Origin of the sequence: Mycobacterium colombiense (genome assembly GCF_003284975.1) — a bacterium.
Lineage (GTDB): Bacteria > Actinomycetota > Actinomycetes > Mycobacteriales > Mycobacteriaceae > Mycobacterium > Mycobacterium europaeum_A.
Map to the genome: position 1 here is coordinate 1 of NZ_QMEU01000001.1, position 26,343 is coordinate 26,343.

Below are 26,343 nucleotides of genomic sequence, written 5' to 3' on the forward strand. Positions count from 1 at the left end.
CCGTCGAGCATCCCGTGATCGTGCTGGCCACCGGGGCGGTCGAGGTGCCGCCCGCGACGGATGCGCCCGCCGCCTTCTCGCCGGAGACCCGGCTGGCCACCGAGGTCGGCATCGCCGCCGCCGATTGCCTGGCCCAAGCGGTGCTGGGTGGCGTGCTGGCCGCCGAATCGATCGCCGGCATACCGAGCTATCGCGACGTGCTGCCGGGCGCTTTCGGTCGATGAGAGGCGACCGCCCGCGGCGCCGGTAGCCTTGACGATGCTGGAAACACGCTGGAAGGGCAGCCATGGGTAAGAGGACTCCCACCGGACGCCGCGGCGCGCCTGCAGCCCAGCCGAAGAAGCGGTCCACCGCGACGGCCGGCGCCGCCACCATCCTCACCTTCGTGGTGCTGCTCTACCTCGTCGAGCTGATCGACCAGCTGACCCGCCATTCGCTGGACGCCAACGGCATCCGCCCACTGGAGGCCGACGGCCTGTGGGGCATCGTCTTCGCCCCGGTGTTGCACGCGAGCTGGCAGCACCTGATGGCCAACACCGTGCCGCTGCTGGTCCTGGGATTCCTGATGACGCTGGCCGGCCTGGCCCGATTCGTCTGGGCGACCGCCATCGTGTGGATCCTGGGTGGCTTCGGCACCTGGCTCATTGGCAACGTCGGCAGCGGCTGCGGCCCCACCGACCACATCGGCGCCTCCGGCTTGATCTTCGGCTGGCTGGCCTTCTTATTGGTGTTCGGGATCTTCGTGCGCCGGATGCGCGACATCATCGTCGGGCTGGTCGTCATGTTCGCCTACGGCGGCGTTCTGCTCGGGGCCATGCCGGTGCTCGGCAGATGCGGGGGCGTGTCGTGGCAAGGCCACCTGTGCGGAGCGATCGCCGGTGTCCTGGCCGCCTATTGGTTGTCCGCCCCGGAACGTAAGGGCCGGACGGCCGGGAAAGCCGGCACCACCGTGCCGCGGCCCAAGACATGAGCTCGGCACTGGCACCCATCGGCGTCTTCGACTCCGGTGTCGGGGGACTCACCGTCGCGCGGGCGATCATCGACCAGCTGCCGGACGAAGACATCGTCTACGTCGGCGACACCGGCCACGGTCCGTACGGGTCGCTGACCATCCCCGAGGTCCGCGCGCACGCGTTGGCCATCGGGGACGACCTCGTCGGCCGCGGCGTCAAGGCGTTGGTCATCGCCTGCAACACGGCGTCGGCCGCGTGCCTGCGCGACGCCCGCGAACGCTACGACGTTCCCGTCGTCGAGGTGATCCTGCCCGCGGTGCGCCGCGCGGTCGCCACCACCCGCAACGGGCGCATCGGGGTCATCGGCACCCAGGCCACCATCAGCTCGCACGCCTATCAGGACGCGTTCGCCGCCGCCCGTGACACCGAGATCACCGCCGTCGCGTGCCCGCGCTTCGTCGACTTCGTGGAGCGCGGCGTGACCAGCGGCCGTCAGGTGCTCGGCTTGGCCGAGGGCTATCTGGAGCCGCTACAGCGCGCGCAGGTCGACACGCTGGTGCTCGGCTGCACGCACTATCCACTGCTGTCCGGGCTCATCCAATTGGCGATGGGTGACAACGTGACGCTGGTCTCCAGCGCCGAGGAGACGGCCAAGCAAGTGCTGCGCGTGCTGACCGAACGGGACCTGCTTCGCCCGCACGACGCAGCGCCCGCGACGCGGGTCTTCGAAGCCACCGGCGACCCCGAGGCATTCACCGCTTTGGCGGCGCGCTTCCTCGGTCCGGCCGTCACCGGCGTCCAGCCCGTTGCGCAGGTGCACATTGATTGACCTGCGGACGAGATTCTCGTCACACCAATGCGGCCATGTTTTCGTCACGGTCCTATCGGGCATGGCACAGTAGTGTCCGTGCGAATAACCGTGCTCGGCTGCTCGGGCAGCGTGGTGGGTCCGGACTCGCCCGCGTCGGGTTATCTGCTCCGGGCGCCGGACACTCCGCCGTTGGTCATCGACTTCGGCGGGGGCGTTCTCGGCGCGCTGCAGCGCTATGCCGATCCCGGTTCAGTGCACGTGTTGTTGTCCCATTTGCACGCCGACCATTGTCTGGATTTGCCCGGCCTTTTCGTGTGGCGGCGCTATCACCCGACGCGTCCGCTCGGCAAGGCGTTGCTCTACGGCCCGGGCGACACGTGGTCGCGGCTGGGCGCGGCGTCGTCACCCTATGGCGGTGAGATCGACGACTGCTCCGACATTTTCGACGTTCGCCATTGGGTCGACGGCGAGCCGGTGACCATCGGGGCGCTGACGGTGACGCCGCGGGTGGTGGCGCATCCGACGGAGTCCTACGGACTGAAGATCACCGACCCCTCCGGCGCCTCCTTTGTGTACAGCGGTGACACCGGCAGCTGCGATCAGCTTGTCGAGCTGGCTCGCGGCGCCGACGTTTTTCTGTGCGAGGCGTCGTGGACGCACGCGCCGGACCGGCCGCCCGCGCTGCACCTGTCGGGCACCGAGGCCGGCCGGGCCGCGGCCGAGGCCGGCGTTCACGAACTGCTGCTGACGCACATCCCACCGTGGACCTCGCGCGAGGATGTGATCAGTGAGGCCAAGGCCGAGTTCGACGGTCCCGTGCACGCGGTGGTCTGCGGCGAGACGTTCGATATCCGCCGTTCCGAGAGGGTCTGAGTCGGCGCGTTCGGGCTGGCTTAGGCTTGCCGGGTGACGAGACGAGAAGACGGCCGCCTTGACGACGAGCTTCGGTCCGTGGTCATCACCCGCGGTTTCACCGACCACCCCGCCGGTTCGGTATTGATCGAATTCGGCCACACCAAGGTCATGTGCACGGCGAGCGTGACCGAGGGCGTGCCGCGGTGGCGCAAGGGGTCAGGCCTGGGTTGGCTGACCGCCGAATACGCGATGTTGCCGTCGGCCACCCACACCCGCTCAGACCGCGAGGCGGTGAAGGGCCGCCTGTCCGGACGCACCCAGGAGATCAGCCGGCTGATCGGGCGGTCGCTGCGCGCCTGCATCGACCTGGCGGCGCTCGGCGAGAACACCATCGCCGTCGACTGCGACGTCCTGCAGGCCGACGGCGGCACCCGCACCGCGGCAATCACGGGCGCCTTCGTGGCGTTGTCCGACGCGGTGACCTATCTGGCCGCGGCGGGGAAGCTGTCGGACCCGCGGCCGCTGTCCTGCGCGATCGCGGCGGTCAGCGTCGGCGTCGTCGACGGCCGGATCCGCGTCGACCTGCCCTACGAGGAGGACTCCCGCGCCGAGGTCGACATGAACGTCGTCGCCACCGACACCGGGACCCTGGTGGAAGTTCAGGGGACCGGCGAGGGCGCGACCTTCCCGCGGTCGACGCTGGACAAGTTGCTCGACGTCGCGCTGGCCGCCTGCGACAAGCTGTTCGCCGCGCAGCGCGAGGCGCTGGCGCTGCCGTACCCCGGCGTGCTCCCCGAGGGGGCGCCGACGCCGAAGGCGTTCGGCAGCTGACGCCTGGTGGTCGTCAGCCTGCTCTTCGCCTAACCGCCCGTCGGTTTACCACCGCGGCCACGACGAGGCCCCTTGCGGTACGTCATGACTCGTCCTTGTGCAGCTCGAATATCGGGATGGTGCGGGTGGTTTTCGACTGGTAGTTCGCGAACGCGAACGCGGGTACGGCCGCGTTGATCTTGGGGATGATCGCCTGACGTTCGGACGAGTCGAGCTCGCGCGCGATGACGTCGAACGAGTCGGTGGCGACTTCAACCCGCGCCCGAGGGTCGGCCCGCAGGTTGTGCACCCACCCCGGGTTGACGTCGGCGCCACCATATCCCGCGACGATCAGCAGTCTGCCGTCGATACGGAAAGCCACCAGCGGCGCGACGCGCGGCTCACCGGACTTCGCGCCCGTCGTAGTGAGCAGCAACAGCTCGTTGCCCTCGAATCGCCCGCCGACCTTGCCGGCATTGGCGCGAAATTCGTCGGTGATGTTCCCATTGAGCGCCTTGAGCGTCTCATTGTCGGGTTTTCGGCTCATTACGGACGAAGCTGCTTCGTCGCCCTGTCTATTCCTTGCGGGGCGAGTCGCGTTGTACGCCGTGCCGGCATGGCGTACGTGCATTCCCGTCGCCAACCCATATCTCCGAGTCCGTAAGGTGGCGGGGTGCATCGGCAACGGCCCAGACGCGCGTTTAGGAATAGCTGGTGACCCGCCTGCTGGTCGCCAGCCGCAATCCCAAGAAGCTGGCCGAGTTGCGCCGGGTGCTCGACGCCGCCGGCCTGACCGGGTTGACGCTGGTGTCGCTCGACGACGTGGCGCCGTTCGACGAGGCGCCGGAGACGGGCGCGATGTTCGAGGACAACGCGTTGGCCAAGGCGCGGGATGCCTTCACCGCGAGCGGGTTGGCAAGCGTGGCTGACGATTCCGGGCTGGAGGTCGCCGCCTTGAATGGCATGCCCGGTGTGCTGTCGGCGCGGTGGTCCGGTCGGCACGGCGATGACGCGGGCAACACCGCGTTGCTGTTGGCGCAACTGCGCGACGTGCCCGACGGACGGCGCGGTGCGGCGTTCGTGTCGGCCTGCGCGCTCGTCTCGGCCGCCGGTGAGGTCGTCGTCCGCGGCGAGTGGCCCGGCAGCATCGCTCGCGAACCGCGCGGCGACGGCGGCTTCGGCTATGACCCGGTGTTCATTCCCGACGGACACGACCGCACCGCCGCAGAGCTGAGCCCGGCGGAGAAGGACGCCGTTTCACATCGCGGGCGGGCGCTGCGGTTGCTGTTGCCGGCGCTGGAAACGCTGGCCCGGTCCGGCGGCTAGGGCGCCGCCCTCGGGGCCGCGGGGCCTACAGCCCGAAACGAGCTTTGACGTCCCTGCTTTGAAAGTGCTCGACGATGATGCCGAGCAGCGGGATGGTCCCGGACAGCAGCACGCCCACCGTCTTGCCGAGCGGCCAGCGCACCTTGACCGCCAGATTGAACGCGGTCAGCACGTAGATGAAGTACACCCAGCCATGGACCACTTCGATCCACCGGATCTCGTGGCCGAAGGCGAGGTGCGAGACGATCTCGTAGCACAGCGCGATCAGCCACAATCCGGTCGTCCACGCCATGATCCGGTAGCCGAGCAGCGCGGTGCGGATCTTGTCGACGGGCACTGCGGGCACTGATGTTCCGGGCGTCTCCGGCGTGGTCATGCGGTTGTCCTCTTCTGCTTTTCGGCGTCGTGCGCGGCGAGCTCGGCCAGGTAGATGTTGTACTCCCGCAGCGCGGGATCGTCGGGCGCCTGCGGGACGGGCTTGGGCCGCTCGGGCAGCAGCCCGGCGGGGATCTCGGTCATCGCGTCGGGACCGCGCGGCTGCGGTGGCTCCTCTTCATAGCGAACGAATTTGCGGTACGCGTACACGCAGAATCCCGCGAACAGCGGCCACTGCAACGCATAGCCGAGGTTCTGAAAGGAGCCGGACACGGAATTGAACCTGGTCCACTGCCACCAGCCCAGCGCCAGGCAGCCGCACGCCGCGACGATCACCAGCGCGACGAGCGCGGGCCTGCGACGATGCGTAGTGGACACCCCTTGACCGTACCGCTCACGATTTGGGCCCGACGAATTCGTCGAGCCCGTGCCGACGGCTCGGCGCCGTCGCAAGCGATACGATCGGCAAGCCGCGGGCGTGGCGAAATTGGCAGACGCGATGGTTTTAGGTGCCATTGCTCGAAAGAGCTTGAGGGTTCGAGTCCCTCCGCCCGCACTGGTATCAGTGCAGTTCAGAGGCTGTTTTTAGACCTCTAATCGGTCGTCGTGGACACCATATGGACACACTTCACAAGACGCACCTCGGCGACAGCTAATAGCCGCTCAGCCAGGTTTCGCCTCGCCGCGCTTCTGGTCTCCGTACCGGGTGTGCAACGTCGCGGCCACCGCATCCAGATCGGTATCGAACAAATCGCTGTACACCCGCAGCGTGACGCTGGGGTCTTTGTGCCCGAGCATCCGCGCCAGCGCCAGCACGTTCACACCCGCTGAGACGGCCAGGGACGCGCAGGTGTGCCGTAGGTCGTGCGGTGTCACCGATTGCACGCCGGCGGCCCGCACAGCCCTCGTAAACCAGCCGTTAGAGCTTTTGGGGCGCGGCAGGTACCGACCGTCCGATGTCGAGAACACCAAATCACCGGAAGCTTTACCGGCGCACTGCACCGACAATTCGTTGAGCACGAATTCGGGCACCGGCACCGAGCGATCCTCGCGGCCCTTTGTGGGTCCGACGACATGTTGCACGCCGATCTGCACCGCGTTCTCTGACACTGAGATTCGCCGACGCAAGAATTGAACGTCACGGACTCGCAACCCGATTGCCTCACCCCAACGGAGCCCGCAGTAGGCCAGCGTTAATACCAGCGCCCGGTACTCGTCGGATTCGTCGGCCAACCGCGCTACGTCCTCTCCGCTCAAATACACCCGGCGCTTGCCCGACTTGCGGGGCAGGTTGTCGATGCCCTTCACCGGATTCGCCGCTAAGCGTTTGCCTTTCACCGCATCCGCCAGGATGCCCGAGAGCACGCCCGTTGCCCGAATCACTGTTGTCGCACCAGAACCTTTGCCGGTCATGCTGGTGATCCACGCTTCTACGCCAAGCACGTCGATGTCAGCCACGGCGACCGTTCCCCAACGTGGTTTGACGTGCACCCGGTACGCGGTCTCCAGTGTTCGGTAATAACTGCGCGCGGTCGATTGCCTTTTGCGGGCCAGCCAGTCGGAAGACAGCTCGTCCACGGTGACCTTGCCGAGCGCTGGCGCGATATAGTCACCGGTAAGCTTTTTAACCTCAACGTCATTGGCGAAAATCTGTGCGTCACGTTTGGTGGTGAATCCGCGTTTGCGCGTGGTCCGGTTGCCGGGAGTGCGGTAACGGACGGCGTAAAGTGTTGCTCCACAGCTAGTTTGGTATTTCTCAATCGTTGCCATCGATAAAGCCTTTCTCCCTGGCCGCTGCGATGTAGCGCAGCGCTTGACGCTCTTTGACCTGGAAAGCCCCCCTGACCGCTGCAACCCGTTCACCGGCTGGCGCGGACTGGTGCGTCTCGGCGACCTTGCGCAATAAGTCCGGCGTGAGCCTGCGCCGGGATGTGGCCCGATCAACGGCTTTCCGCGCGTCCGCGCCGGTTAACTCGTAGTCGTCGCCATCGGCGGTGAATCCGCCTACACCGGCAACGGAGTACACCTCGTGTCGAATCTGATCGAGTTTGATTGCCGCTAAGTCTTTTTGGCGGATGAACCCCTCAGCGGTGCGCAGGTTCATGCTTACGGCACCAGGTCGCCCGTCATGGACCTCGAACACAATCTCGCAGGTGCCATCGATGTAGGTCAATCGCTGGTAGGTGAAGCCGTCGCCCATCGAGACCGGGTGATCGTCGGTGATTTCGACGCTTCCGCCGCTGGGTAGGGGGAAGCGCGAACCCTTGATTTTGATTTCTTTCCAAGCCATCTGTTCTGGTCCCTCCGAGGTGCCATCAGAAATTGCCTAAGACATCTGTCCGAAGCTAAGCGCAGGTGTCACTATTTGTCAACAGACGTCGTGAAGTAGCAGACGCTAGAGAACAGACCAGGAGAACCAAATCATGAGACGAGAACGCCTGCGAGGCAGTGTCGATGACGAACTGCTAACGCCGGAAGAAACTGCCGAAAAGCTCCGCACTAATCCGATGGCGCTGGCACAGATGCGATACCGAGGCACCGGCCCCAAATTCATCAAGCGAGGCGGGAAACGCGGTGGCCGCGTGCTCTACCGCCGATCAGACATCGATGCCTACCTCGACGGTCAGACCTGCGAGCGCACCGGGGCATGACCATCATTTACCGCACTAAACCGCACTCCCTGCCTTGCGGCACGTAACCCGTTGGGCTGCACCATCTGCGGTGCGACACCGGTCAAAGCGCGCGGATGGTGCAACGGCCAACTGAGTCGCTATTACCGACACGGTTCACCGTTCGGCAAAATACAGGTCAACCGCCAACCGGAATGCATTGCACCGCAATGCACTAAGAAGCCCAACGCGCACGGCCTGTGCAGATCGCACTACATGCGTTGGGCGCGCAGCGGTGATGCCCAGATCGATAAGCCCCTGCGGCGGTACCGAAAACGCTTGATTAACAACTAGATACAACGAAGCCCCGGCAAATATCTGGTTTCGCTACCCACTTGCCGAGGCCTCGTCCTGAAAGGAGTGATGTTGAGTGTAGCAGACGAATCAGAGTCGGATGACTCAGTGCCGGTTGATGAATGGGAACTATACAAGCCTTCTGACCCAGCCCTCAAAGGCACCGACAAAGCACCACTGCCGTGGATGTTCGAGCCGGTGCCCGGTTGCGACGACTGGGACGAGAAAGGCCAAGACGAAGCTGTCAGCGACGGAATCACACTCTACGACTGGCCAGACATTCCAGCCGTGCGTAACACAACCGCGCTGCACGCGCCCGATGGAACACCGTAAAGGCCGAGCGTCAACGCTGGCGGCGGGTGATCGTCGGCAACGGATATGCGAACACCGCACTGGAAGATGAGAGCGCCATCCTGGCGCGGACCAAACCAGGTGGCCGAAACTACCGACTCAACCTGTCGGCGTTCAACCTAGGGCAGCTCGTCGGTGCTGGGATGCTCGATCAACGCGAGGTCGAAGACGCGCTAATCCAAGCCTGCAAGATCAACCGTCATTACCAGGACGACGGTGAATCGATGGTGCTCGGCAGCATCAAATCAGGGCTCGAAGCTGGTAAAGCCAAGCCCCGCACCATCAAGCGGAGGCTGAAATGACCGAATCCGACGCCGAATTCCCCGAAGACGAACCGACAACCTGGGAGCCGGTAGACCTTGGGCCGTACCTCGACGGCGAAATCGCCAAACCCACCCCATCGCTGGGCATGAGCCGATCCGATGGCGTGCAGCTCCTCTACCCAGGCCGTGAGCATGCTGTGTTGGGTGACACCGAATCCGGTAAAACGTGGTTCGCGCTCAACTGCGCGGTTGCCGAAATCATGCGCGGCGAAAACGTCGTTTACATCCACTACGAAGAACCCGACGCCACATCAACGGTTGAACGGCTCAGACTCATCGGGCTGCATCCCGATCAGATCAAAGCTCAGCTCCACTTCATCGCACCGCAAAGAGCACTGCAGAAACTCTGGCTAGAGCCGCTGATCGCGGCACGGCCAGCCTTGGTGATCCACGACGGCGTCAACCAAGCAATGCTGCTGCAAAGCAGCCAGATCAACGCTGAGGCCACGTTCACCTTCCGCCGGACACTGGTCGTACCGTTCACCGCCGCCGGTGCGGCGACGCTGGCATGTGACCACCTGCCCATGGTCAAAGACGAGTCCAGAGTCAACGCCTACGGCGATGTCCACAAAGGCAACGCACTCGACGGGGTACGAATCGCCCTGGAGAATGAACAGCCATTCGGGCGTGGCATGCGCGGGGTGTCCTGGGTCTACGTCACCAAGGACCGACCCGGCTATCTGCGCTCGCACGGTCGGGCCACCAAAATCGCGCAGAAGACCTTCATGGGGACGCTGGTGGTCGACGACTCCGAGACCGCCATGCCAAGGCCGGACATCGCGTTCTATGCGCCCAAAGACGACGCCAACGGCACGGACTCTGAAAGCCTGTCTGCCGTGATCGCCACCGGATTTGCGCTCGCAGATTTGATCTGGAACCTGATACACGCTCAACCCGACCACACGATCGGATCAGTGCGGAAACTGCAAGCGGCACTGCGTGATTCAGGAGAACAGCACCGCGACGCGAAAGTTGCCGAAGAACTTGATGATCTGGTTTACGCCGGTCGGCTGGTTGAAGTGGCGGGATTGCGCGGGGCGAAAGGCTACAGAACTACTGCGGCCCATGCCAAGGACGAATTTGATGACTGTGCTTAGAGATTCAAGCTGCACCAGCGAAAGTGGTGTTGCAGTGCTTCCGACGAGTGCGTCCGGACGTTTACGACGTCTACGGACGCATTCGATCGTAATAGCCCTGTCAAGCAACTACCAAACGTGTCGTGGCTATGAGTGCCGCCGACTGCAGCGGCAGCAGTGGGCAGCAGTGGGCAGCAGTGGGCAGCAGTCAGATTCAAGTCCTGAGTCACGCCGACTCAACCGGATTGAGAGAGGACACAGCATCAATGGCTAGATGGCTATGGGGCGCGAAATGACTGACGCCCTCAACGTCTCGAATGCCCACGTCGCTTTCGTGCGCGGGATGCCACGACTACGCGCCAACTGCGTAGGCAAAGCCGAACTGTTTGACGCGGCGATCACCGACCAAGAAGCTGCACGCGAAGCGGCTCAGGTTTGTTACCACTGCCTGGACCGGACGGTATGTGCGGACTGGCTGGTCTCGCTGCCCCGTGCGGACCGGCCTCAGGGGATATGCGGCGGCCTGGTGGTCGACAAAGCGCCAGCGCCACCAAAGACCGCTACGAGAATTCGATGGGATGCGCCAGGCAAAGCGCACCGGCTCAAACCAACACCCAGGCAGCCGGACAGCGAACCTGAAGAGACGGTCGAGGTGGACGCACCGTTGACGGTTCCTGCGTTCCTAGCGCCGTCAGAGCCGTCGAAACCGACCAAGGGTGAGCAACCACCCCAGCGGCGAAAATCGCGGGCTCAGAGGGCAGCGCAGGTCGCCAACGCCGAGCGGCGGAGGGCGCGCTACCGAGCTGCAAAGGCCGCCAGGACGGCGGCATCATGACCGACGTCGGGCGGCACGACCAACAATGGTTGACTCTCAAACGGCAATTCAGGTTCGTGTGTCAGACCGTCAACGCACCGTGCCACCTTTGCCTGCTGCGCGGTGACACCGAACATGCAGCCATCGACTACTCGGCCCCGCCGAGCGACCCGCACAGTTTCAGCGTTGACCACGCTCTACCGTGGAAGACGCATCCTCATCTCAGACTGGCGCGTTCAAACCTGCGCGCCAGTCATGCGCGATGTAACAAACAGCGCCGCGACGACCCGCTGCCTGAGCGCCCGCAAGTGTGGGTAAAGCCCGATTGGTGAGACCAATGCAACGTTCTGCGCCACAGACCATTCCAACTGCGATTAAAACGCGTCAAAGGCAACTCTGTCGGCAGCCATGGCGCGGCGTCTATACGTTCGTGACCAGTTCCCTTTCCGCACCAGTTCCCATTTCACAGACTGAAGAGGGGCTGCGGTTTTTTAGACACGGTCACCATCCCGCCTGTTTGGCATGGAAAATTTCCGCTGGATTCGTCAATCATAGGGCGGCGCAGGCGATTCCAGCAGCAAAACATCCCCATAGCCCGCCAGTCTGCTATTGAAGTCGGTTGAAGCACAGGCGAATTCAGACCAGAGGCGTGGATACGCAGGAGACCGCCAAATTTCGCGGTACGATATTCCCCATGCGTACTCACGGCACCGACTCGTGTTATCGAGGTGGATGCCGTTGTGATGCTTGCAAGAACGCTCATGCCGTCGCGGCACGTAAAACGCGAGCGAAGAACCCAGACATCCGTGCACGTCGCCGATCAACGAAGGCCAAAAGCGCTACTCACAATGTAGTGCCGCTCCATGTGGGGAAAGCTGCCACCCAACAGCCCGATCCCGCAACGCAAATCGGCGGGGTCGCGATGGGTGCGGTTGAGTCGGCTGTCCGCGCGCAGTGCCAGTCTGCGCCACGAGCGGAGCAGATGCCGGGGATTGTTGCTGCCGCAATCAGGCTGGCTCAACTGCTCGATCATCCTGACCATGGGGCCGGGGCCGCGAACAACGCTTCGAAGCTGGACGCGCTGCTGACGCGTCTGGAAGCGCCGAAGAAAAAGAGCGCTCATCGACTGGCAGCGGTCAAGGCAATGTCGGGTGGTGGTCACCCGGCGCAACGGAAGGCGGCGCAATGATTGTCACGCGTGCTGATCTGCAGCTCACTGCGGAGCTGTGTCACCGGATCATGGACGACCCGGTAACGGATGAGCCGACCCGCGAGCTGGCACGGCGCGTGAATGACAGGGTGGGTTGGTCACTCTGTTATGACGTCTTCTTGACCGATGGCGAAGTCCCCTGTGAGACGTGGGGCATGGTGTGGCCGCAGTTTTACGAGGTCGAGGTCGAGAACTTCATCGACCAACTGCCAGACCGGGCCAAGCAGCCGACCCTACTTCTGATGGCGCGCAAGGCCGCGAAGTTGGTCGATACACACGGATACTCACCAGCTTACCGGCTGGACACCTTGAAATCGCTAGAGGCGATCACCGACACGCTGCGAAGGCTGGCGTTCGAGCACGAAGAGGTGACAACGTGATTGACCCGACTGCCGCACTGGACTTCGCAACGAAACATCATGTTGTCGCGCAACGGATCTTGCGTGATTGCGACGATGCCGATCTGAGCCAGCTCGCCTTCGACCTTCTCAACTTGTATGCGGTCGTCGCGAAGCGGTTACACAGCGAAATTGGTTGGGTCACTATAGTTTCGGCGCTGCACGACGTCCGCGAATATGCCAACGACCCTAATGACCGGCACGCCGGTGCGCTGATTTTGGCACACAGCATGGCGGCGGACGCGCGAGGCGTTGACGCGGATTTACGCGAAATCGGAATGGAAGAACTTGCCAAGCGTTTTACCGTCATTAATGCAACTGATCGGACGCTTGCGACCATAACCGCGATCCCCATTGTCTGGCAACGACTTCTACCGGTGCTCACCACGCCTGCCGGTATCGATCTGCTGGAACGGTTTTCAATCGAACTGCAACGCGACGAAAGTTGAAATCCCTATGTCCATTACCGAATACGCTGGCCCGAGCCGTGACGAGCTTGCCGCGTACAACGATTTAGCGAACAAATCCGGCCGAAGCCTGCAGGCCATCGTGAGATTATTCGAGGAGAACCGCACTCGCGAGCTGTTCGATGACGACGGCAAGCTGATTCGGCTTAACGGCATACCTGGCGAGCTGGCCCTGCGCCTTATGCAACTTGAAGAGATGAGAAGGTGAGTCAATTGACTCAACACCGTTGGGCTGCTAATGGTTTCGGATGGATCGACGCGCCTGGCTCTACAGGAGATGATGATGAGATGAGAATGAAGCCGGGCCCAGTTGAGGTTCGAATGAAGGTCACAATCGCGGGTCAAGTCTATGGACGCAACGATGTTCATCGCGGCGACGTTATCGAAGTGCCGACGCGCGACGAAGCGGAGCGGTTGTATCAAGCGGGCCTCGCCCAACCTACGAATCTGAAAAAGCTAAGCAATCCATATATCCCGGTATAGAGAGACTCCCCGCCGCGCGGAGTGGTCCAACCGCATCTGCTGCCAGGTGCGGCCAGCTTTGACGGGTCCGTTTCGACCCGCCTTAGCGGGCTGCCGCGCGGCGGGGTCTTCAATTCTAGTGCAGTACACTGTGTTTGCCTGGCGCCCCGTTTTCACTCGGAGGGACGCGGTGCAGACGGGCACCGAGACCGCTCGCGGTCCATTTCCCACCGCGAGCGGTCACGGGCTAGATGACTCGATTGCCAACGTCCATAGGAATCGCAGTCACGGGAACCAGGGGTTTAAGAAATGCATCCTCAGCGGAACAGGCGCGCGTTCAGCACTTAGGCGGCATGACCTCACCACGGGCCTGCATGTCGGCAACGACATCCGCGACGAGCTGCCGGATACCGTCGAGCGCTGCCGGAGCGTCAGCGTCCAGATGCGACAGCGGCGGAAACTCGATCGCGGTGCCGACGTATTCGCGATCTTCGGACGACCATCGAACCTGGTAGGTGAATGCGTCGTGCACGAAAGTCAGCCTAGCTCGTCTTGCGTACCGCCAGCGCTGTCAACGCCAGGACGGTGGGCACCAGGACGATGCGGCCCACCACCATCGCTAGAGCGGCGATCAGTGCCAACTCCCCGAACCAAGCCAACGTCAAGAACACGACGGCCAACCCGACGATCCAAATCGCACCCTTCTGGCTGTTCGTCATCGTGCACCACCTCCATCAGGTACAACGGCAGGGGATGCCGGGTTCATGCCGCGTTGGCTGGCCGATGAGTTGGCAGACCTTCCGCCAGGTGTTGGTTCATGCCCCCATGCGACAGGCGTCGGGCCGGGACGATTTCGTCAGTGCAGCGTGTCAGGGCACAGATCGTGTTGTGCCGCGTCAACGATTTTCACGTTTGCCCATTGACCAGATTGAAATAGAAAAATCCGTCACGTTGGGCCTGCTGTATCGGCATGCCCCCACGCAGGTTGACGCAAGCATGATATCCCGCAGCGAGTTTCGCGTCGGGGACCATCATTACATTTTGTGTATCGTTCAAAAACGCTTGATCATCGGCATGCGCGAGAGGCGCTGCCATTAAAGCGATTACCGGTGCTGCCAGCAGTAGCGTACGTCTCACGATCATGGCTCAGTCAGTCTCCTTTTTGGGTGTCTATCTTCACGCTCCGCATACGGACTTGCGCGCAGCGGCCGCGTCACAGAACGGAAGCTGATCACCCAACACATGCCCTTCGCCCCCCGCCCCGACATGGGGGTCGCCGTTGATCGAGACGGTTAGTACTCGACCTGCTGCGGTGTAACCAGGAGGGCCGCCAAGGTACTTGTAATCGCTCGCATTCACCACATCAACTTCTACAGGCACGGCGACAGGGACCACACGGGTATCCGAGCTGTCCTTGACGTAGCCGAAGAACTTGCCGCTGCCGTCAGGAGTGCCGTCTGCGTTGCCGTCGTAGCCAGTTAAGCCGATGTGGATGGTGGCGGAGGGCATCTGGAAAGCAGCGCACGCTGGGCATGCTGGCTCATCGGGTATCACCAGCTCGACAGCCCCGTCAGCGGAAACGGTCAGCCCCCGCTCGTGTCCTGTCCATTTGCCCACCAGCGAGGCGTAGGGGCTAGCCGAGGCCACGGGTGCCGGTGGTGGCGCGGCAGGCATAGTTGTAGCCACAGGCGGTGACGCAATCGGCTGCGGCCGAGCGCTATTTGTAGTGTGCCTGCCGAAAAACGTTGATATCAATAGGATCAGCGCAGCCGCTATGGCGACAACAAGCACACTGAGACTGGCCCAAACGAGTCGACCATGCCGGTTAGTCGGCGCATCGTCGGTGTCGTCATCGACCGACCAAGCCAGCTCTGGCTCGTCGCGCGGCGAAGGCGGAACCTGCGTCGTCTCAGCATCGGCGCCGTGCTCTGATGCGGCGGTGTCGTCGGTGCTCATATCGGGCTGTTGACTAGCGCGCATTGCACAATCGCGCCCGCAACAGGTTGACTAAACCCGTTACCTTCCAGCCGGTTGACCTGGCTTTGGGGAGAGGCCCCGTTCTGGTGGACATTCTGGTCAATGCTGCGACCAAGCGCGACGTACCCATCAGGGGGTGTCACTGCGCCGAGATGATCAAGATGCATCGTCACACAGGTCACATAGCCTGTCGTGTCAGCGCGTGCGACGTCGGCCCCTATCAACTGCGCAGCGGCGGTCACCGCTGCCGCGATGAGCGTTCCGATACGGACAAACATGTTCCTAGCCCGATCCGCCCGTGGCGCGCCCCTGCGTGTAATAACCGCCGCTTTGCTGCGCTGGCGTGCTCGGCTGGCTTCCGGCCTGTCGGCAGGTGGGGTCGTCGTGGTTAAGGCAGTACTTGATCGCGGCGCACTCATCGTCGCTGAACAGCGAGAAAGTTCCGCACATCGGGAACTGGGGCCAGTTGCCCGGCGCCGGAGCCGCCGCTTGCGCCGCCGGTGCAGCCAGCACTGCCATCGCCCCCCGGCGAGCGCCAATAGCGCACGCGTCAGAAGCTTCTCCATGTCAATGTCCTTGCCTCTCAGAGTGTTTGAAGAGTTCGTCATCTCACCACACGACTACATCTGCATCGTTACCCCCGACGCACTCAACCGCATCCACTTTCAGGCCGTTGGTGAAGTTCGCGTTAGACGGGAAGCATGTCCTTTCGTAGTCCTGATCGGTGACGGGGCTATAAGCGATGACTACGTTCCCCGGCTGGGTGAAATAAGCCCGGCGCACATTGTCCGCAAATGGACATGATGTCACCGGCGACGCTATGCCATCGCGGCCTGACGGACACTCTATAAACATCCCATCTGCATGTGCCAAAGTCGGCATCAGGATCGAGATCGCCAGCGCGGCGATTGGTCCCAGCAACACCGCCAACGCTGGCTTGATCACCATTTCCCGTGACCTTCTACGTCAAGTGCGTTTGAACACCGTCGTGACCGTGGCATGTGCCGCCGGAGTAGGGGTGTTCACTGCACGAATAAGAGCCATCCCGACAGATTGCGGTCGGGTTTGGGCACGGTGATGAACCCTTTCTCGGAGATGGCACGCAGTCGCCGGAAGCGGCGGTGTAATACCCTGGCGGGCAATCGTTTTGCGCGACCGCTGCGGGTGCGGGACCGATCGTGGCCGCCGCAGCGGCCAGCGCCACCAAACTGGCACGGAATAGCATCTGCGCCCACTCCTTTTGAATTTAAATGTTGGGTTGACGAAGCTGCCCGGCAAAACGGCAGCATAAGCGACCGATGCATTGGACCGTACGTGATTGACAAAATTAACCAACTTGAGTGCTCAGACGGGTCGACCCGTGACGTCAGCCAGGCGGTGCCAAAAGATCGAAGACGTTTGCCGGTCAATTCGGTCCACAGTCGGAGTCCGTGTAATACGCTCTGCGACCGTGAATCGAAAAACTGCCCAATTTGCCGCTTCCGTATTCGCGGTCGTGCTGACCGTCGCTGCCTGCGGCAGCAACACGGCGAGTCCGCCTTCCACGGTTACGGTGACGAAGTCAGCTTCCAGCGTGCCGTCATGGACCGCCAGCGCCCCGCCCTCGGCAGGCGCGCCGTCAACCACGACCCCGGTTGCGTCGGGCCCGATCACTATCCCGGACCTGACAGGGCAAAATGCGAAGATTGCCGAGAACAAGCTAAAGGCGCTCGGATTAACCAACGTTGAACTTGCTTCAGCGACGTCGAAGTATCAAAACGTGTTCGTGCCAGCGAATTGGACGGTTGTCAGTATCGAGCCAGCCCCCGGTACGACGGTCGACGCTGGCGACACCGTGGTGCTCAAAGTGACCAAGCCGTAATCTTAGCCACCATCCCGATACCGACATATGAGTACTACCAACATCATTCGCCTGGTTCAGACGGTCTTGGGGACCGCCGTCGCCGCCTTCGCTATATCGGTCGTAGTAGCGGGCCACTGGTGGACGACCCCTCCACCACCGCCACCGTCGGTCAACGTTCCCTTGGTGAAGGGAGAGGTCGTCGGCCTGCTTCGCGATCAATTCAATACCGGCGACGCGTTCAAGCAGTACGGAATCACGGTGGCCGACGACTTGACGCTGATCAACACTGACCTCAATAAGTACGACGGGTTGGTAACCGTGCATACGCGCAAGGGCACCCAAAAGTACTTGGAGCTCACCGTGTGGGCTGACCCCACCGGGGCGATGTTTTACCAGATGAACCCAGGGTCGGCGTCAACCCTGATCGAAACGGCCAGTAAGGAGGAGAGGGGCCAGTAGCGAAGGCTGGTGGCGGGAAGAGTGCAAATCGCTACGAGCGCACGCCCTGCTCCGGCCAGCTCGGCGCGCACCCGGTCCAGCGCGGCCACCACGGCAGGGTCACGGGGTCGCAGCCCTCGTCACGGATCGCGGCGCGTTCAATCTCGTCCATGCCGGGCTTAGACTCGCAAGATGCGGTCTTGGTGCCGGCGTCTCTACGGGTTAAGTGTCGGCGCTACTGGATGATTAGTCGTCGTTGGCGGTGGATCAGTTAAGGAGACCGCGTGCCCGAATACGATTTTCGCACGCTTTCACCTATGGATTTTGAACTCCTAATCAGAGATCTTCTACGGGAAAAGCTCGGGATCGAGCTGAAAGCATTCGCACACGGCCCCGATGGAGGGGTCGATTTGCGATCAATGGACAACGGCGAGCGTACCGTCGTTCAGTGTAAACACTACAGTTCTTCCACTTTCAGCCAGCTAAAAAGTGCTGCAAAAGAAGAAAAAACCAAGATGGACAAGGTCCGTCCGGATAACTACTATTTTGTGACCTCGCAGAATTTAAGTTACACACAGCAACAGACTCTCGTTCAGGAACTGACACCGCATCTGGCCGACGTAGATAACATCTTCGCGATGCTGGATGTGAACAAGCTTTTAGATCAATTTCCGAACGTGGAGCGCGATCATTTTAAATTATGGATGGCTTCAGCTAGCATCATCCGTCAAATCGTACTGAGCGGCATATGGCAGCGTAGCGAAGCGCTTATGGAGGAAATCCAGGATCGCGTCCGCCTATATGTTAAAACCCCGAGCTTCACGAATGCTAATCTTATGCTGTCAAGCAGGAATGTATGTGTGATTACAGGAGCGCCGGGAGTTGGAAAAAGCATGCTTGCCGACATGTTGGCGCTATCGTATTGGCAAGACGGCTGGCAAATAGTCGAACTTGGTTCTCACGAGATCTCTAAAGCCTGGGATGCTTGGGAGTCCGACGCTCGGCAATTTTTCTACTTCGATGATGTTTTCGGTCAAACTGACATCCGGGAGCGGCTTAGTAATGATAATGGAATTACCGTCGCCCGACTGATAAACCGGGTGGGGTTGGATAAAAACAAGAAGCTGGTCATCACTACACGTACCCATGTTCTGAACGAAGCGGAAGTTCGTGATGAGCCAGTAGCGCGCGCGGGGTTACATGCACGAGAATGTGTCGTGGAGGTGACCGAATACGGAGCCGTCCATCGTGCCCGAGTTTTGTACAACCACCTCTATTTCAGTGCTTTGCCGCGCGATACCATCAAGCAGTTCGCTAATAGCAATTTCTATCGGCGCATCATAAATCATCCTAACTTCACACCTCGGCTGATCGAGCTAACGATAAGACAGCAGGGTCATGCAGGCTCCGCGCATGAACTGTTAGGACGCATGCTCCATGCGCTGGACCATCCGATTGACTTGTGGGGACCTAGCTTTACTGAAGCATTGACAGAAGTCGCCAGAACCATCCTGTTGCATCTCGTCAGTTTTCCACCTGTCGGCGCTGACCTCTACTCACTCCAAAGTGCCTCTATTCGCAACGCAACACCAGTGGAATATCAACAAGCACTTGATCAATTGAAAGGCAGTTGGATTAATGTAGTTGCAACGGGGTCAGGAAATGGTTCACTAGTCAGCTTCCATAATCCTAGCTGCAGAGATTTTGTACTGTCTTTCATTGACTCTTATCCGGCGTATGCGCTTCAAATCTTGCAGAATTCGACTGACACTCTACAGCTCGCCCGATTTTTACGTTACGGAACCACGATAGGGCGCGGTTCAGAAATAAAGTATCCCGGTTTAAAATCAGCCATAACGAAAGATGCGGCTACGATAGCCCAGATTGTCATTAATTCCTGGGAGGCTGATTCCGAAAAGATTACTCCTTTTGCGGCTGAGGTGCTTGATACTTTCCGAACCAGTAGCGACGAGTATGGATTCGGCTTACACGATTGGGTGCTCGCGCAAATATTAAAGCTTTCACACCGTATTGGCGATGAACCTGCGAGTGCTCACTCCGCGGCCGAGGGGTTGGCGTGTGCGTTAATGGAGGCTGGTTGGTTGCCTTCGGCACCAGAGGAATTCGCGAGCTGTAAGTATTTATTCTTCGAGTGGTGCGAAACTGTGGGGCCGCCCGAAGACTGGGACGGTGTGTTTGGATTTCTTGAATGGTTATTAGAAGCGGGCGACGTCCCATTCACTCCGGCAGAGGAATCGCGCCTCCATGAAGTATTCAAGGAATGGCTCCGCTCCGAATTTGATAACATCCTGTTCAATGCCGAAAATGGCGAGGACGCTCGATCCTGGGTTGACGATCTAAAGAAAGCCGAAGAAACTCATTTCGGTGGCGGCTCATTTGACGAAATCTTTGCTAAGTTTGAACAGGAAATTGTCGAGAAATATGAGGCTTATGAGCCTACCGCAGAAGAAATAGAGGACATGCGCGCCGCGGCCGCAATAGAGTCATCGACGACGTCGGTCGTATCTCTCGAATTAGGTGATGAGACAGCAGACGACGAAGACGAACAGTTCTTAGGCTTTGAACCGCCCGCATACATGACCGAAGATTCGCAGATACGCTCCCTATTCAACCAGCTGGGCTAAGTCGCCGCAGAGGCTGTCGACCGCGAGTGAACGCCGAGCCGCCCCGCGCGGGGGCCCCGCGATCGCGCTGCCGGAAGTCGGTTAGCGCGCCGTGCGTGGCTAAGGGCGGGCACGCGCGCGGGGGCACGGTACGCCAACAGGGTCAGCAAACAGGCCCGTGGACACCATATGGACACAAATTTCCCACAGTTACAGATAACTGGCGTTAAGTGGCATAGCTCGTTTACGCAGCTAGACGGCTGTTTGAGCGTCTGACCTGCATAGCTGTGGAGGGTTCGAGCGGGCGCAGCACTTTCGGCGTCACCTGCTGGTCCCGGTGACTGCTTGTGCCCAGGACCCGACCTGTGGTCATTCGCCCGGCCACGATGGGCGCTAGGCGAGGCCGCTGACCGGATTTAAAGCTTTAGGACGGTGGGGGCGGCACGACCGGTCGGCACACATTGGCTCCCGGATCCCACCAATTGCCGGGACCGCAATCCTGAGGTGGCGGTGCGCCTAACGGCTGGCAGGCGTTGGCTCCGGGGTTCCACCAGTTGCCCGGACCGCAATCTGGGGGTGGCGGTGGCCCTAAGGGCTGGCAGGCGTTGGCTCCGGGGTTCCACCAGTTACCCGGACCGCAGTCTGGGGGTTGAGCAAAGCTCGTTCCTGGCGACACGCCTGCCACGTACGCCATCGGCGCTATCGCCATCATGACGACGCCTGCCACCCGGCGAATAAGTATGCTCATCGAAGGACCTCCCATCAGCAAACCGGCAGGTCTAGAGATTGACATTCGTCCTGGGTCTTAAACTGCCGACGCAGATCCCTCGGCCCGCACCGGTCGACGCCCCGAGACGAAATCTTTCAGCTTTATAGGCATCAAACCCGTTGTGCGGAGTACCTGGAATTCACGGGACACAAGGGAGGCGCCATGCCCGCCGAAACCGAGCCGCCGTGGCCCGCGAACGCGCCGCCCGCGCGGGGCTGTCCGCGGCGCAGAGCTTCGAGGCATCCGCGGATCAAGCATGAGCGGGTCGCGGAGATCCAACATCAAACCCTCGAGAAACCCTCGAGCAGGGCGCCTCGCACGACGACCTGCATCGCCAGTCCGCAATGAAGCACCGCCAAGCGGCCGAAGAGGACCGCAGGCTCGCCGAGTTGAAGCGCAAGGAATCCGAAGCGGACCTGGCGCAGGACGTCGGCCCGTAACCGGTCACTCCGCCACGAAGCGAGCGCGTACCTCCGGGGCCGGCAGCGGGCAAGTGTCGTATTTGCCGCCGACGCGATAGCGGGTCGCGGCGAACCTGTCGTAGAGCCCGTCGAGCAGCGGAGCCGGGAGGATGCGGGCGATCGTGAACGCCCGCCACGGTCCGCCGAGGTAGTCCGCCACGCGCAGGACGGCCCTGGATCGGACGGCCACCCGTTCCGAGGGCCGGCCGGGGTCGTCGACGAAAACCACCGAATCGATGTTTCCGATCTCGGGATGCCGCTCGATGATCGCTTTGCCGAAAACGCTGTCCAGGGCCGCAAAGCGCAGGGGGCCGGTGGGATCGAAACGCAGGATCGTGCGCACCGACCGGTTGCACACCCCGCACACTCCGTCGTACAGCAGCACCGGCGCCGCTGATTCACAGCTCATGTTTTCCAAGCTACCGACGGCTGCAGACGAAGGTCGGGACCCAGGTTTGACCTATGGTAAGGCAACCCTTACTTTGTACGTACCAAGTCGTGACCGGCTGGCGGTGATCCGCGACAGGGTGCCGGCCACGCGGGTTGTGGCAGGTGTCGAACTCGAAGGGTTGCGGCCGCTAACGGCCGCATCGATCCGTGGCCTCATGGCGGTGTTCCCGCCGGGTCGTCAGATCGGCGAGGCCGTCGCGGCGCGGGGCGCCGCGAGAAAGGACCGCTCATGGCACGCGGATTCTCCGGTGTGATGCTGCGCAGCTTCGGCGCACGCGACCACACCGCCACGGTGATCGAAACCGTCCGGATCGCACCCCACTTCGTGCGGGTGCGCATGGCGTCGCCGACCCTGTTCGAGGACGTGGATGCCGAACCGGCCGCGTGGCTGCGGTTCTGGTTTCCGGACCCGGACGGATCGAAAACGGAATTCCAGCGCGCGTACACGATCTCGGAGGCCGACGTCCCCGCCGGACGCTTCGCGGTCGACATCGTGCTGCACGATCCCGCCGGCCCCGCATCGCAATGGGCGCGCACCGTGCAGCCCGGCGCCACCATCGCGGTCATGGCGCTGATGGGCTCGTCGCGATTCGACAGGCCCGACGAGCAGCCGGCCGGATATCTGCTGATCGGTGACTCGGCATCCATCCCGGGAATGAACGGCATCATCGGGGTCGTCCCCGACGACGTCCCGATCGAGATGTACCTCGAACAGCACGACGACAACGACCCGCTGATCCCGATCGCCCAGCACCCTCGGCTGCGACTGCACTGGGTGGCCCGCCAGGACGAGAAGTCGCTGGCCGCGGCCATCGAGAACCGGGATTGGTCCAACTGGTACGCGTGGGCGACGCCGGAGGCCACGACGCTCAAGCAGGTGCGAACCCGGCTGCGCGACGAGTTCGGCTTTCCCAAGTCCGAGGTGCACGCCCAGGCGTACTGGAGCGCCGGACGCGCGATGGGCACCCGGCGCGGTGACGAACCGGCGGCATCGGACAGCGTCGCACCCGCCGTCTCCGCGGAAGACGTTGCGGCGCAGTTGGAATCGGCTCCGCAGGTGTCCGACGCCCCACCCACCCCGGCGGCCCGGGGGAACTGGCGGGCCCAGGGCGCGGGCCGCCTGCTCGCGCCGTTGCGCTCCGCGCTGATCCTCTCGGGCGTATTGCAGGCGGTGATCACGCTGGTGCAACTGGCGCCGTTCGTATTGCTCGTGGAGCTGGCCCGGCTGCTCGTCTCGGGCGCGCCCGCCGCCCGACTGTGGGATATCGGCATCGCGGCGGTGTCGCTGCTGGGTTTGGGGGCGTTGCTGGGTGCCGCCCTCACGCTGTGGTTGCACGTCGTCGACGCGCGGTTCGCCCGTGATCTGCGAACGCGGCTGTTGCACAAGATGTCTCGGCTGCCCCTGGGGTGGTTCACCGCGCGCGGGTCGGGGTCGATCAAGCAGCTGCTGACCGACGACACGCTGTCCCTGCACTATCTGGTCACCCACGCCATCGGCGATGCGGTGGCCGCGGCCGTCGCGCCGGTCGCGGTGTTGGTCTACCTGTTCGCCGTCGACTGGCGGGTGGCGCTGGTGTTGTTCTTGCCGGTCCTGGTGTACCTGGTGCTGACATCGTCGCTGACGATCCAATCGGGCCCGCGCATCCCGCAGTCGCAGCGCTGGGCGGAGACGATGAGCAGCGAGGCCGGCGCATACCTGGAGGGCCAGCCGGTGATCCGCGTCTTCGGTGGCGCCGCGGCCTCCAGCTTCCGGCGCCGCCTGGACGAATACGTCGGTTTCCTGGTCGCCTGGCAGCGCCCGCTGGCCGGCAAGAAGACGTTCATGGACCTGGTCACCCGTCCCTCGACGTTCCTGTGGCTCATCGCGGTCACCGGCACGTTGCTGGTGGTCGCCGGCCGGATGAATCCGGTGAACCTGTTGCCGTTCTTGTTGCTGGGCACCACATTCGGGGCGCGGCTGCTCGGCATCGCCTACGGCCTGGGCGGCATCCGCGCCGGCATGCTGGCCGCCCGGCGCCTGCAGAACACCCTCGACGAGGCTGACCTCGCCGTGCACGACGACCACGAGACCCACGGGGATCCGGCGTCGACGGTGGTGTTCGACCACGTCGGCTTCGGCTACCGGCCCGACGTCCCGGTCATCCACGACGTCTCGCTGACGTTGCGGCCCGGGACGGTCACCGCGCTGGTCGGGTCCTCCGGGTCCGGCAAGTCGACCCTGGCCGCCCTGCTGGCCCGGTTCCACGACGTCGGGCGGGGTGCGATACGGGTTGGGGGACAAGATATTCGGTCGATGACCGCCGACCAGTTGTACGCCCAGGTCGGATTCGTGCTGCAGGAAACGCAATTGGTGCACGGGACCGTCGCGGAGAACATCGCGCTGGCCGTCCCCGACGCCACCGCGGCGCAAGTCGAACAGGCCGCGCGCGACGCGCAGATCCACGAGCGCATCATGCGGCTGCCGGACGGCTACGACACCATGCTGGGTGCCGCCAGCGGTCTGTCGGGCGGTGAGCGTCAACGGCTCACGATCGCCCGCGCGATCCTGGCCGACACCCCGGTGCTGATCCTCGACGAGGCCACCGCGTTTGCCGACCCGGAATCGGAATACCTTGTGCAGCAAGCGCTCAACCGGCTGACGCGGGATCGCACCGTGCTGGTGATCGCGCATCGATTGCACACCATCACCCGGGCCCACCAGATCGTCGTGCTCGACCACGGCCGCATCGTCGAACGCGGCACGCACGACGAGCTGCTCAACGCCGACGGCCGGTACCGACGGCTCTGGGAGGGCGGTCGCCGCGACCAGGTAACTGCGGGCACGACTGGCGAGGGGGCGCGATGATCCGCACGTGGCTGAGCCTGGTCCCGGCGGACCGCCGCAACCGGGTCACCACCTACACGGTGCTGGCACTGCTCTCCGTGCTGGTGCGCGCGGTGGCCACCGTGCTGCTGGTCCCCCTGGTCGGGGCGTTGTTCGGCGACGCCCCGCAGCGCGCGTTGGTCTGGCTGGCCTGGCTGACCGCGGCCACCGTGGCCGGCTGGGTCATCGACACCGCCACCGCGCGTATCGGTTTCAACCTGGGCTTCGCCGTGCTGGATCACAGCCAGCACGACGTCGCGGATCGGCTGCCCGGCGTGCGGCTGGATTGGTTCACCGCCGAGCACACCGCGACCGCACGGCAGGCGATCGCCGCCACCGGGCCCGAGCTGGTCGGCCTCGTCGTCAACCTGCTCACGCCGCTGATCTCCGCCGTCCTGCTGCCCGCGGCCATCGCGGTGGTCCTGCTGCCGGTCTCCTGGCAACTGGGGGCCGCCGCGCTGGGGGGCCTGCCGCTGCTGTTGGGCGCGCTGTGGGCATCGGCCCGTTTGGCGCGGCGCGCGGACTCTGCGGCGGCCGAGGCCAACACCGCGCTCACCGAGCGGATCATCGAGTTCGCCCGGACCCAACAGGCGTTGCGGGCCGCACGTCGTGTCGAGCCGGCACGCAGCCTGGTCGGCGATGCGCTGGCGGCACAACACGGCGCCACCATGCGGCTGCTCTCGATGCAGGTCCCGGGCCAGCTGCTGTTCAGCCTCGCCAGCCAGCTCGCGCTGATCCTGCTGGCCGGGGCGACCACTGTGCTGACCGTGCATGGAACGCTCACGGTGGCCGAGGCCATCGCGCTGATCGTCGTCATAGTGCGCTACCTCGAGCCGTTCACCACCATCAGCGAGCTGGCGCCGGCACTGGAGAGCACCCGCGCCACGCTCGACAACATCCGTGCCGTGCTGACCGCCCCGCTGATGACTGCCGGCGGTGCCACGCTGGCCGGCGCCGGGGCGCCGCGAATCGAGTTCGACGACGTCGTGTTCCGCTACGACGGCGCGGGCACACCGGTGCTCGACGGCGTGAGCTTCGCGTTGGATCCGGGCAGCACGACGGCGATCGTCGGGCCGTCCGGTTCGGGCAAGAGCACGATCCTGGCGCTGATCGCGGGGCTGCATGAGCCCACCGGCGGCCGGGTGCTGATCGACGGGGTGGACGCGGCGACGCTGGACGGCGAGGCCCGGCGGGCGGCGGCCAGCGTCGTTTTCCAACACCCCTACCTGTTCCACGGGTCGATCCGCGACAACGTGTTCGCTGGAGATCCGGGCGCCGGCGACGAGCGTTTCGCGCGGGCGGTGGCGCTCGCGCGCGTCGACGAGCTGGTCGGACGGCTGCCCGACGGCGCCGACACGGTCGTCGGCGAAGCCGGTTCGGCGCTGTCCGGCGGTGAGCGCCAGCGGGTCAGCATCGCCCGCGCGTTGCTCAAACCGGCGCCGATCCTGCTGGTAGACGAGGCGACCAGCGCGTTGGACACCGAGAACGAAGCCGCGGTGGTCGACGCGCTGACGGCCGACCCGCAGTCACGCACGCAGGTGATCGTCGCCCACCGCCTGGCCAGCATCCGGCACGCCGACCGCGTACTGTTCCTCGACAACGGCCGGGTGGTCGAGGACGGCGCGGTTGACGAATTGCTTGCTGCGGGCGGCCGTTTCGACGAATTCTGGCGCCAGCAGCATGAAGCCGCCGAATGGCGCATTCTGGCCGACTAGCGCACCGCG

The 26,343-nt window shown here is 63.1% G+C and carries 33 protein-coding genes, 1 tRNA gene and 2 pseudogenes; 23 read left to right on the forward strand and 13 right to left on the reverse strand.

The window, feature by feature from the left end; all coding sequences use genetic code 11:
• From DQP58_RS00005 to rph, 5 genes and pseudogenes are all read left to right on the forward strand, one after another.
• A pseudogene (locus tag DQP58_RS00005) lies at positions 1–224 on the forward strand (P1 family peptidase); the annotation flags it as partial.
• Between the two features lie 62 nt (positions 225–286).
• Positions 287–970 carry a rhomboid family intramembrane serine protease gene (locus DQP58_RS00010; protein WP_205869296.1) on the forward strand — a complete coding sequence of 228 codons (684 nt, stop codon included), beginning with the start codon at positions 287–289 and terminating at the stop codon, positions 968–970.
• Positions 967–1,782 carry a glutamate racemase gene (gene murI / locus DQP58_RS00015; protein WP_112706492.1) on the forward strand — a complete coding sequence of 272 codons (816 nt, stop codon included), beginning with the start codon at positions 967–969 and terminating at the stop codon, positions 1,780–1,782. The genes DQP58_RS00010 and murI overlap by 4 nt, the downstream gene beginning before the upstream one ends.
• Positions 1,783–1,854: 72 nt before the next feature.
• Positions 1,855–2,637 (forward strand): cyclic nucleotide-degrading phosphodiesterase, encoded by a 783-nt coding sequence (locus DQP58_RS00020; protein ID WP_066867342.1) that lies wholly within the window; start codon positions 1,855–1,857, stop codon positions 2,635–2,637.
• A 33-nt stretch (positions 2,638–2,670) separates the two neighbouring features.
• Entirely contained in the window at positions 2,671–3,450 is a 780-nt protein-coding gene (gene rph, locus DQP58_RS00025; protein WP_112706494.1) for a ribonuclease PH, read from the forward strand.
• Between the two features lie 82 nt (positions 3,451–3,532).
• On the opposite strand, the gene DQP58_RS00030 is transcribed toward rph, so the two are convergent.
• Positions 3,533–3,976, reverse strand: a complete 444-nt coding sequence (locus DQP58_RS00030; protein WP_112706495.1) for a nitroreductase family deazaflavin-dependent oxidoreductase — start codon at positions 3,974–3,976, stop codon at positions 3,533–3,535.
• 164 nt (positions 3,977–4,140) lie between these two features.
• Here DQP58_RS00030 and rdgB point away from each other — a divergent pair, with 164 nt between their 5' ends.
• Positions 4,141–4,755, forward strand: coding sequence for an RdgB/HAM1 family non-canonical purine NTP pyrophosphatase (gene rdgB, locus DQP58_RS00035; RefSeq protein WP_112706496.1), 615 nt, complete (start codon positions 4,141–4,143; stop codon positions 4,753–4,755).
• Between the two features lie 25 nt (positions 4,756–4,780).
• Here the strand turns inward: rdgB and DQP58_RS00040 are convergent, their stop codons facing one another.
• Together DQP58_RS00040 and DQP58_RS00045 are read right to left on the reverse strand one after the other, a co-directional pair.
• The gene (locus DQP58_RS00040) at positions 4,781–5,131 is read right to left on the reverse strand and encodes a DUF3817 domain-containing protein (RefSeq protein WP_007773933.1); all 351 of its coding nucleotides are present in this window, start codon (positions 5,129–5,131) and stop codon (positions 4,781–4,783) included.
• Positions 5,128–5,508: a hypothetical protein gene (locus DQP58_RS00045; RefSeq protein WP_112706497.1), complete on the reverse strand. Its 381-nt coding sequence runs from the start codon at positions 5,506–5,508 to the stop codon at positions 5,128–5,130. Before DQP58_RS00045 ends, DQP58_RS00040 begins: the two co-directional genes overlap by 4 nt.
• A 94-nt stretch (positions 5,509–5,602) precedes the next feature.
• Between DQP58_RS00045 and DQP58_RS00050 the strand changes: the two genes are divergently transcribed.
• Positions 5,603–5,686, forward strand: a tRNA-Leu gene (locus DQP58_RS00050).
• 107 nt (positions 5,687–5,793) lie between these two features.
• Here DQP58_RS00050 and DQP58_RS00055 read toward each other — a convergent pair.
• Together DQP58_RS00055 and DQP58_RS00060 are read right to left on the reverse strand one after the other, a co-directional pair.
• Positions 5,794–6,900, reverse strand: a complete 1,107-nt coding sequence (locus DQP58_RS00055; RefSeq protein WP_112706498.1) for a tyrosine-type recombinase/integrase — start codon at positions 6,898–6,900, stop codon at positions 5,794–5,796.
• Complete coding sequence (locus DQP58_RS00060; RefSeq protein WP_112706499.1) at positions 6,887–7,420, reverse strand: hypothetical protein; 534 nt, start codon at positions 7,418–7,420, stop codon at positions 6,887–6,889. Before DQP58_RS00060 ends, DQP58_RS00055 begins: the two co-directional genes overlap by 14 nt.
• 133 nt (positions 7,421–7,553) lie before the next feature.
• On the opposite strand from DQP58_RS00060, the gene DQP58_RS00065 reads away from it, so the two are divergent.
• The 10 genes from DQP58_RS00065 (at position 7,554) to DQP58_RS26550 (ending at position 13,215) form a co-directional block, all read left to right on the forward strand.
• Positions 7,554–7,781 (forward strand): helix-turn-helix transcriptional regulator, encoded by a 228-nt coding sequence (locus DQP58_RS00065; RefSeq protein WP_112706500.1) that lies wholly within the window; start codon positions 7,554–7,556, stop codon positions 7,779–7,781.
• A 384-nt stretch (positions 7,782–8,165) separates the two neighbouring features.
• Positions 8,166–8,426 (forward strand): hypothetical protein, encoded by a 261-nt coding sequence (locus DQP58_RS26535; RefSeq protein ID WP_133259324.1) that lies wholly within the window; start codon positions 8,166–8,168, stop codon positions 8,424–8,426.
• A 26-nt stretch (positions 8,427–8,452) separates the two neighbouring features.
• Complete coding sequence (locus tag DQP58_RS00070) at positions 8,453–8,746, forward strand: hypothetical protein (RefSeq protein ID WP_112706501.1); 294 nt, start codon at positions 8,453–8,455, stop codon at positions 8,744–8,746.
• Entirely contained in the window at positions 8,743–9,864 is a 1,122-nt protein-coding gene (locus DQP58_RS00075; protein ID WP_240629490.1) for a hypothetical protein, read from the forward strand. Before DQP58_RS00070 ends, DQP58_RS00075 begins: the two co-directional genes overlap by 4 nt.
• Before the next feature lie 810 nt (positions 9,865–10,674).
• Positions 10,675–10,989, forward strand: coding sequence for an HNH endonuclease (locus DQP58_RS26540; RefSeq protein ID WP_133259325.1), 315 nt, complete (start codon positions 10,675–10,677; stop codon positions 10,987–10,989).
• A 650-nt stretch (positions 10,990–11,639) separates the two neighbouring features.
• Positions 11,640–11,846 (forward strand): hypothetical protein, encoded by a 207-nt coding sequence (locus DQP58_RS26545; RefSeq protein WP_133259326.1) that lies wholly within the window; start codon positions 11,640–11,642, stop codon positions 11,844–11,846.
• The gene (locus DQP58_RS00090; protein WP_112706503.1) at positions 11,843–12,247 is read left to right on the forward strand and encodes a hypothetical protein; all 405 of its coding nucleotides are present in this window, start codon (positions 11,843–11,845) and stop codon (positions 12,245–12,247) included. The genes DQP58_RS26545 and DQP58_RS00090 overlap by 4 nt, the downstream gene beginning before the upstream one ends.
• Positions 12,244–12,714 (forward strand): hypothetical protein, encoded by a 471-nt coding sequence (locus tag DQP58_RS00095; protein ID WP_112706504.1) that lies wholly within the window; start codon positions 12,244–12,246, stop codon positions 12,712–12,714. The genes DQP58_RS00090 and DQP58_RS00095 overlap by 4 nt, the downstream gene beginning before the upstream one ends.
• A gap of 7 nt (positions 12,715–12,721) precedes the next feature.
• Positions 12,722–12,940 carry a hypothetical protein gene (locus DQP58_RS00100; protein WP_112706505.1) on the forward strand — a complete coding sequence of 73 codons (219 nt, stop codon included), beginning with the start codon at positions 12,722–12,724 and terminating at the stop codon, positions 12,938–12,940.
• Entirely contained in the window at positions 12,937–13,215 is a 279-nt protein-coding gene (locus DQP58_RS26550; protein ID WP_133259327.1) for a hypothetical protein, read from the forward strand. The genes DQP58_RS00100 and DQP58_RS26550 overlap by 4 nt, the downstream gene beginning before the upstream one ends.
• A 316-nt stretch (positions 13,216–13,531) precedes the next feature.
• On the opposite strand, the gene DQP58_RS00105 is transcribed toward DQP58_RS26550, so the two are convergent.
• The 7 genes from DQP58_RS00105 to DQP58_RS27535 form a co-directional block, all read right to left on the reverse strand.
• Positions 13,532–13,726 carry an antitoxin HicB gene (locus tag DQP58_RS00105; RefSeq protein WP_112706506.1) on the reverse strand — a complete coding sequence of 65 codons (195 nt, stop codon included), beginning with the start codon at positions 13,724–13,726 and terminating at the stop codon, positions 13,532–13,534.
• Between the two features lie 10 nt (positions 13,727–13,736).
• Positions 13,737–13,913 (reverse strand): hypothetical protein, encoded by a 177-nt coding sequence (locus DQP58_RS26675; protein ID WP_165827760.1) that lies wholly within the window; start codon positions 13,911–13,913, stop codon positions 13,737–13,739.
• Positions 13,914–14,100: 187 nt separating this feature from the next.
• Entirely contained in the window at positions 14,101–14,337 is a 237-nt protein-coding gene (locus tag DQP58_RS00110) for a DUF732 domain-containing protein (protein WP_112706507.1), read from the reverse strand.
• Between the two features lie 33 nt (positions 14,338–14,370).
• Complete coding sequence (locus tag DQP58_RS26555) at positions 14,371–15,150, reverse strand: hypothetical protein (protein ID WP_133259328.1); 780 nt, start codon at positions 15,148–15,150, stop codon at positions 14,371–14,373.
• Positions 15,147–15,449, reverse strand: a complete 303-nt coding sequence (locus DQP58_RS26560) for a hypothetical protein (RefSeq protein ID WP_133259329.1) — start codon at positions 15,447–15,449, stop codon at positions 15,147–15,149. Before DQP58_RS26560 ends, DQP58_RS26555 begins: the two co-directional genes overlap by 4 nt.
• A 331-nt stretch (positions 15,450–15,780) precedes the next feature.
• Positions 15,781–16,119, reverse strand: a complete 339-nt coding sequence (locus DQP58_RS26565) for a hypothetical protein (RefSeq protein WP_133259330.1) — start codon at positions 16,117–16,119, stop codon at positions 15,781–15,783.
• A gap of 13 nt (positions 16,120–16,132) precedes the next feature.
• Positions 16,133–16,396 (reverse strand): DUF3761 domain-containing protein, encoded by a 264-nt coding sequence (locus tag DQP58_RS27535; RefSeq protein WP_083213475.1) that lies wholly within the window; start codon positions 16,394–16,396, stop codon positions 16,133–16,135.
• 225 nt (positions 16,397–16,621) lie between these two features.
• Between DQP58_RS27535 and DQP58_RS00125 the strand changes: the two genes are divergently transcribed.
• From DQP58_RS00125 to DQP58_RS27445, 4 genes and pseudogenes are all read left to right on the forward strand, one after another.
• Positions 16,622–17,032 (forward strand): PASTA domain-containing protein, encoded by a 411-nt coding sequence (locus tag DQP58_RS00125; RefSeq protein ID WP_165827761.1) that lies wholly within the window; start codon positions 16,622–16,624, stop codon positions 17,030–17,032.
• Positions 17,033–17,197: 165 nt separating this feature from the next.
• Positions 17,198–17,473, forward strand: coding sequence for a hypothetical protein (locus DQP58_RS00130; RefSeq protein WP_065484272.1), 276 nt, complete (start codon positions 17,198–17,200; stop codon positions 17,471–17,473).
• 263 nt (positions 17,474–17,736) lie between these two features.
• Positions 17,737–20,097 carry a restriction endonuclease gene (locus DQP58_RS00135; RefSeq protein WP_133259331.1) on the forward strand — a complete coding sequence of 787 codons (2,361 nt, stop codon included), beginning with the start codon at positions 17,737–17,739 and terminating at the stop codon, positions 20,095–20,097.
• Positions 20,098–21,021: 924 nt separating this feature from the next.
• Positions 21,022–21,285: pseudogene (locus tag DQP58_RS27445) on the forward strand (hypothetical protein); the annotation flags it as partial.
• Positions 21,286–21,289: 4 nt separating this feature from the next.
• Here the strand turns inward: DQP58_RS27445 and DQP58_RS00145 are convergent.
• On the reverse strand, positions 21,290–21,715 hold the full coding sequence (locus DQP58_RS00145; protein WP_112706513.1) for a thiol-disulfide oxidoreductase DCC family protein: 426 nt from the start codon (positions 21,713–21,715) through the stop codon (positions 21,290–21,292).
• A gap of 270 nt (positions 21,716–21,985) precedes the next feature.
• On the opposite strand from DQP58_RS00145, the gene DQP58_RS00150 reads away from it, so the two are divergent.
• Positions 21,986–24,601, forward strand: a complete 2,616-nt coding sequence (locus DQP58_RS00150; RefSeq protein ID WP_112706514.1) for an ABC transporter ATP-binding protein/permease — start codon at positions 21,986–21,988, stop codon at positions 24,599–24,601.
• Positions 24,598–26,334 carry an ABC transporter ATP-binding protein gene (locus tag DQP58_RS00155; RefSeq protein ID WP_112706515.1) on the forward strand — a complete coding sequence of 579 codons (1,737 nt, stop codon included), beginning with the start codon at positions 24,598–24,600 and terminating at the stop codon, positions 26,332–26,334. The genes DQP58_RS00150 and DQP58_RS00155 overlap by 4 nt, the downstream gene beginning before the upstream one ends.
• The last annotated feature ends 9 nt before the right edge of the window (positions 26,335–26,343 follow it).